Below are 4,601 nucleotides of genomic sequence, written 5' to 3'. Positions count from 1 at the left end.
CTGCGGTTGCGATCAGGGCGGATGCGATGAGGGTTTTCATAATAAAGTCCTTTTGGTCTGGTTTGGACGCGATCAATGCCGCGAGGGAGTGAGGAAGGAAGGCGCACTGGGCGTCATGGATCAGGGAGGAGCCTCCGTGACGCCCGGGCCGTCCGCATTACTGCAGGAACGACTTGATCTGTGCGCGCTTTTCGCCGTTGCCGCCGCCGCCATGGACGATGTTGTTGATGACGTGCACTTCGGAAGCCGTGAGGGAGGAAAAGTCAGCGCCGGGCACGATGTACTGTGCTTCGCGGTCAAGAGTGGGCGCTGTCATGGCGTGGGCGGTGCCAGTGAAAGCTGCAGTTGCGATCAGGGCGGATGCGATGAGGGTTTTCATAATAAAGTCCTTTTGGTCTGGTTGGGTTTGGGACGCTGTTGCCCCGACTTGATGTGTGCCGGGCTGTTCGTCCGACACCAATCAAATTGGGGACTGATTTGCGAAAGGAAACTCACAGGATGATCGCATTGAGTAACGCCGATTTGTCCTTGAAATTCAGGGCGATGGCCACGTCCCTGTGCGTCGTTGCACAGCAATGGTTCGCCCCAGTCCTTGCAGGGTTTGGCGGGGGCAAAACGGTTACAGTGCCGGAGGACTCCGTGATGCGCAGGGGCTGTTTTCCCGGATCACAAGAAGTTGCGTTCCGGGATTTCGCGCGCAATGTGCAGGTTTGTTTCATCAAGCGCGCAGACCCGTGAGGTCAGGTGCGAAAACCCGTGACCAAGCGTGCGCAAAACCGTGATGTTCAGGAGCAACGCGCCCGAGGGATACTTGTGAAAAACCCTCGCTTTGACCTCTTGATTTCGCTTCCGTGTTGGCGTACCCCACGACACGGCCTTAGGGGTATAGCTCAGCTGGTAGAGCGACGGTCTCCAAAACCGTAGGTCGAGGGTTCGAACCCTTCTGCCCCTGCCAAAATCCAGACAGGCCTTTTGCCTGGGCCTGTTCTGCTTGGCTCCCTGTTGTCAGGCCCTAGGACAACAAGATCCAGACCGTAAGTTCCGCGCACAAAAAAAGGGCCGCCCGAAGGCAGCCCTTTGTAGGAGTTGTGCAGCGTGACGTCAGTCGGCCATCAGGTCGCGTACAACCGTATCGATGTCCGTGTTGTCGCCGCTGTCGATTGCGGTCTGAAGACGCCGGATGTCGAGATCGCTCAGCTCGGCAATTTCCAGCTGGGGCGCGTAACGCCCGATCTCGGAGCGTTCGGCTTCGGTCAGGCCGGTTTGCACCTCGACGTCGACCTTGTCGATCGGGTCAAGATTGGCCTCGGTCACCAAGCCGCGCATTTGCAGACCTTTTTGCGATGTCGACTCACCGCTGTGAGCGACAAGCATCAGCTGCTCGATCTGCAGCTCGGTCAGGGTCTCGACCTTGATGCGGGGCAGGTAGCTTTCGATCGTGCTGGTCTCAAGCTGGGTCTGTGCCATTGCACCTGTACCAACGAGGGCGACGATTGCGGTAGCGGTCAGAAAGCGAGTCATAAGATGGCTCCTTTGCTTCTGGTTTATTTGTGCCGTGGCGCGGTGCCTCGGCGGCTCTGGGTAAACAACGGACCAGGGCGCAAGTGGTTCCAAAAAAACAATGTAATACAGTAGCTTATAGAAAGAAAGAACGCGCGGGCGCGGGACCGGCAGGGGCGCGAGAGGTTCCATCACGCTTTTCGAAATCCGGTCGCGTTTTGGTGAGGTTCGGGCGTCATGGGGCGGTGTCCGGTGCGGGACTTGTATTCGCGGACGTCTACGCGTATTTCCGGGAAAACGTCGGTACGCACGGGAATTCGCAGCATGGCAACTACCAATCCGCTTCAGTTCATCCAGCAGGTCCGGGCCGAAGTGGCCAAGATCGTCTGGCCGACACGGCGCGAGGTTTTCCTGACCACCATCATGGTGTTCATCATGGCCACGCTGACGGCGATCTTTTTCGCCCTTGTCGATTTGGGCATCCGCTCTGGCCTGCAGGCATTGCTGGCGGCTATCGGCAACGGCTGACGCGACACGGTCCTGTCCGGTTTCCACCGCAGAAGCGCTTGCAATGCGGAAAAAGTGCCGATAAGGACCACCGACACAGTTGGCGCGCGATCTCGCGCGCCGATTTTCGTTTTGGGCAGGCCCGATAGGGACTGAAAGATCGAAGGTAAGACATGGCAAAGCGGTGGTATTCGGTAAGCGTTCTCTCGAACTTTGAGAAGAAGATTGCCGAACAGATCCGGACAGCGGTCGAGGAACAAAGCCTAGAGGACCAGATCGATGAGGTTCTGGTCCCGACCGAAGAAGTGATCGAGGTGCGCCGCGGCAAGAAGGTGACGACAGAGCGTCGTTTCATGCCGGGTTACGTTCTGGTCCATATGGAAATGTCGGATCGGGGCTATCACCTTGTGAACTCGATCAACCGCGTCACCGGCTTTCTGGGTCCGCAGGGGCGTCCGATGCCGATGCGCGACGCCGAGGTCGAGGCGATCCTGGGCCGCGTCCAGGAAAACGAGGATGCGCCGCGCACGCTGATCCACTTTGAGATCGGTGAAAAGGTCAAGGTTACTGACGGCCCGTTCGAGGGCTTTGACGGCATGGTCGAAGGGGTCGATGAGGACAACTCGCGTCTGCGCGTGTCGGTGTCGATCTTTGGCCGCGAAACGCCGGTTGAACTGGAATTCACGCAGGTCACAAAAGAGATCTGACGCATTTGCACCTTGGTGCGTGATGGAATGCGGGGGCGTGTGGCGAAAGCCGCGCGCTCTTTTCATGTTGGGCGGCCGTGGACGGTTGATCTTTTTCCGCAACTGGTCTATCCGCCGAACCTTCATCGGATCGCGCGAGTCGCGGTCCGTTTGATTGTGGGAGGCGAGGTGCGCGCGCGTATCGGACCTGACCACGCCACAACTCTGCCCCTGCGACGCGTCAACGGGGTGATGGAACAGGAGATAGCCGATGGCAAAGAAGCTCGCCGGCAAGATGAAACTGCAGATCCCTGCAGGCAAAGCCAACCCCTCGCCGCCCGTGGGCCCCGCCCTGGGTCAGCGCGGTATCAACATCATGGAATTCTGCAAGGCGTTCAACGCCAAGACGCAGGACATGGAGCCGGGCGCACCTTGCCCGACAGAGATTGTCTACTACCAGGACAAATCCTTTACCATGAACATCAAGACGCCGCCCGCGTCTTACTACCTGAAAAAAGCCGCCGGCCTGAAGCCCGTCGGCAAGCGGAACCGCCCCAAGGGCGCCGTGACGCCCGGACGTGAGACCGTGGCAACGGTGACTGTGGCGCAGGTGCGCGAGATCGCTCTGGCCAAGATGAAAGACCTCTCGGCCAATGACGTCGAAGCGGCGATGCAGATCATCCTGGGCTCTGCCCGGTCGATGGGTATCGAGGTGAAAGGGTAAAATCATGGCAAAGCTCGGAAAACGCGCCAAGTCGGCCCGCGAAGCCTTCGCTGGCAAAGAAGACCTGACGGTCGAAGAGGCGGTCAGCCTCATCAAGTCGAACTCGAAGACCAAGTTTGACGAGACCATCGAAATCGCCATGAACCTGGGCGTTGACCCGCGCCACGCGGACCAGATGGTCCGTGGCGTGGTCGGGCTGCCCAACGGCACCGGCAAGACCACCCGCGTAGCGGTTTTCGCCCGTGGCCCCAAGGCAGACGAAGCACAGGCCGCCGGGGCTGACATCGTCGGCGCCGAGGACCTGATGGAGGCCATCCAGGGCGGCACCATTGATTTCGACCGTTGCATCGCGACGCCGGACATGATGCCGATCGTCGGTCGTCTGGGCAAGATCCTGGGTCCGCGGAACCTGATGCCGAACCCCAAGGTCGGCACTGTGACCATGGATGTGGCGCAGGCCGTCACGGACGCCAAGGGCGGTCAGGTCCAGTTCAAGGCCGAAAAAGCCGGTGTGGTTCACGCTGGTGTTGGTAAGGTTTCGTTCGATGAGGCCAAGCTGGTCGAGAACATCCGCGCCTTTGTCGGTGCGGTGAGCGCGGCCAAGCCTGCGGGCGCCAAAGGAACTTACATGAAGAAGATCGCGCTCAGCTCGACCATGGGTCCGGGTGTGACGATTGATGTCGTGAACGCCACCGGCAACTGAGCCATCCGACGCAAGATGTGACAAAGGCGGGCCTGTGGTCCGCCTTTTTCGTTTCTGCAAACATCTCATTAACAGGCGTGCCGTAGGACCATAGGGATATCTTTTGTCATCCGGATGGAGGCCCCGATGCCCTATTTGCGCGGTATCCGTCCGTTGTGACCGCTCTGACGGTGAGCCTCTGCTGTCGATAATGTCCATGATCGATAATGGACATCTTGAGGCACTCCATGACGGGCATGAAGGGACAGAAGAAGCGGTTCTGGTCTGACGAGGAGAAACGCTCGATCTGCCGGCAAACATGCGCGCCCGGTGTGTCGGTGGCGCAGGTTGCGCGCCGGTATGCGATGAACTCGAACCTGATCTTCACCTGGCTGCGGGATCCGCGTTTCGCGCCGGCCGAAGCCGAAGCGTCCAGTGGTGCCAAGGATGACACTCTCTTCCTGCCGGTCGAGATCACCGGCTTGGCCGCCGAGCCTGAGCC

7 protein-coding genes and 1 tRNA gene are annotated in these 4,601 nt (G+C 59.5%); 6 read left to right on the top strand and 2 right to left on the bottom strand.

The window, feature by feature from the left end; translation table 11 throughout:
* Positions 1-157 precede the first annotated feature (157 nt).
* A complete protein-coding gene (locus CHB90_RS25610; RefSeq protein WP_089280519.1) occupies positions 158-379 on the bottom strand; it encodes a hypothetical protein in 222 nt (73 codons plus the stop codon).
* A gap of 500 nt (positions 380-879) precedes the next feature.
* Between CHB90_RS25610 and CHB90_RS25600 the strand changes: the two genes are divergently transcribed.
* Positions 880-955: transfer RNA gene (locus tag CHB90_RS25600), tRNA-Trp, on the top strand.
* Positions 956-1,101: 146 nt separating this feature from the next.
* Here CHB90_RS25600 and CHB90_RS25595 read toward each other — a convergent pair.
* On the bottom strand, positions 1,102-1,521 hold the full coding sequence (locus tag CHB90_RS25595) for a hypothetical protein (protein ID WP_089280517.1): 420 nt from the start codon (positions 1,519-1,521) through the stop codon (positions 1,102-1,104).
* Positions 1,522-1,824: 303 nt separating this feature from the next.
* Between CHB90_RS25595 and secE the strand changes: the two genes are divergently transcribed.
* The 5 genes from secE to CHB90_RS25570 all read left to right on the top strand — a co-directional run.
* Entirely contained in the window at positions 1,825-2,028 is a 204-nt protein-coding gene (gene secE, locus CHB90_RS25590) for a preprotein translocase subunit SecE (protein ID WP_089280516.1), read from the top strand.
* Positions 2,029-2,180: 152 nt separating this feature from the next.
* Positions 2,181-2,714, top strand: coding sequence for a transcription termination/antitermination protein NusG (gene nusG, locus CHB90_RS25585; protein WP_089280515.1), 534 nt, complete (start codon positions 2,181-2,183; stop codon positions 2,712-2,714).
* 250 nt (positions 2,715-2,964) lie between these two features.
* Positions 2,965-3,417, top strand: coding sequence for a 50S ribosomal protein L11 (rplK, locus tag CHB90_RS25580; RefSeq protein ID WP_089280514.1), 453 nt, complete (start codon positions 2,965-2,967; stop codon positions 3,415-3,417).
* 4 nt (positions 3,418-3,421) lie between these two features.
* The gene (gene rplA / locus CHB90_RS25575; RefSeq protein ID WP_089280513.1) at positions 3,422-4,120 is read left to right on the top strand and encodes a 50S ribosomal protein L1; all 699 of its coding nucleotides are present in this window, start codon (positions 3,422-3,424) and stop codon (positions 4,118-4,120) included.
* Positions 4,121-4,347: 227 nt separating this feature from the next.
* Positions 4,348-4,601: transposase (locus CHB90_RS25570; RefSeq protein ID WP_141135986.1), on the top strand; the 254-nt coding region annotated here is incomplete at its 3' end.

It is taken from the genome of Antarctobacter heliothermus (assembly GCF_900188425.1).
In the GTDB taxonomy this organism is placed as follows: domain Bacteria; phylum Pseudomonadota; class Alphaproteobacteria; order Rhodobacterales; family Rhodobacteraceae; genus Antarctobacter; species Antarctobacter heliothermus.
The sequence above is the reverse complement of the archived record's forward strand: the minus strand, read 5'-3'. Positions and strand labels throughout refer to the sequence as shown.

Excerpts from the sequence above, each read along its gene's own strand:
- CHB90_RS25595 (WP_089280517.1), bottom strand. The coding sequence starts at position 1,521 with ATGACTCGCTTTCTGACCGCTACCGCAATCGTCGCCCTCGTTGGTACA.
- CHB90_RS25610 (WP_089280519.1), bottom strand. The coding sequence starts at position 379 with ATGAAAACCCTCATCGCATCCGCCCTGATCGCAACTGCAGCTTTCACT.
- rplA (WP_089280513.1), top strand. The coding sequence starts at position 3,422 with ATGGCAAAGCTCGGAAAACGCGCCAAGTCGGCCCGCGAAGCCTTCGCT.
- rplK (WP_089280514.1), top strand. The coding sequence starts at position 2,965 with ATGGCAAAGAAGCTCGCCGGCAAGATGAAACTGCAGATCCCTGCAGGC.
- secE (WP_089280516.1), top strand. The coding sequence starts at position 1,825 with ATGGCAACTACCAATCCGCTTCAGTTCATCCAGCAGGTCCGGGCCGAA.
- nusG (WP_089280515.1), top strand. The coding sequence starts at position 2,181 with ATGGCAAAGCGGTGGTATTCGGTAAGCGTTCTCTCGAACTTTGAGAAG.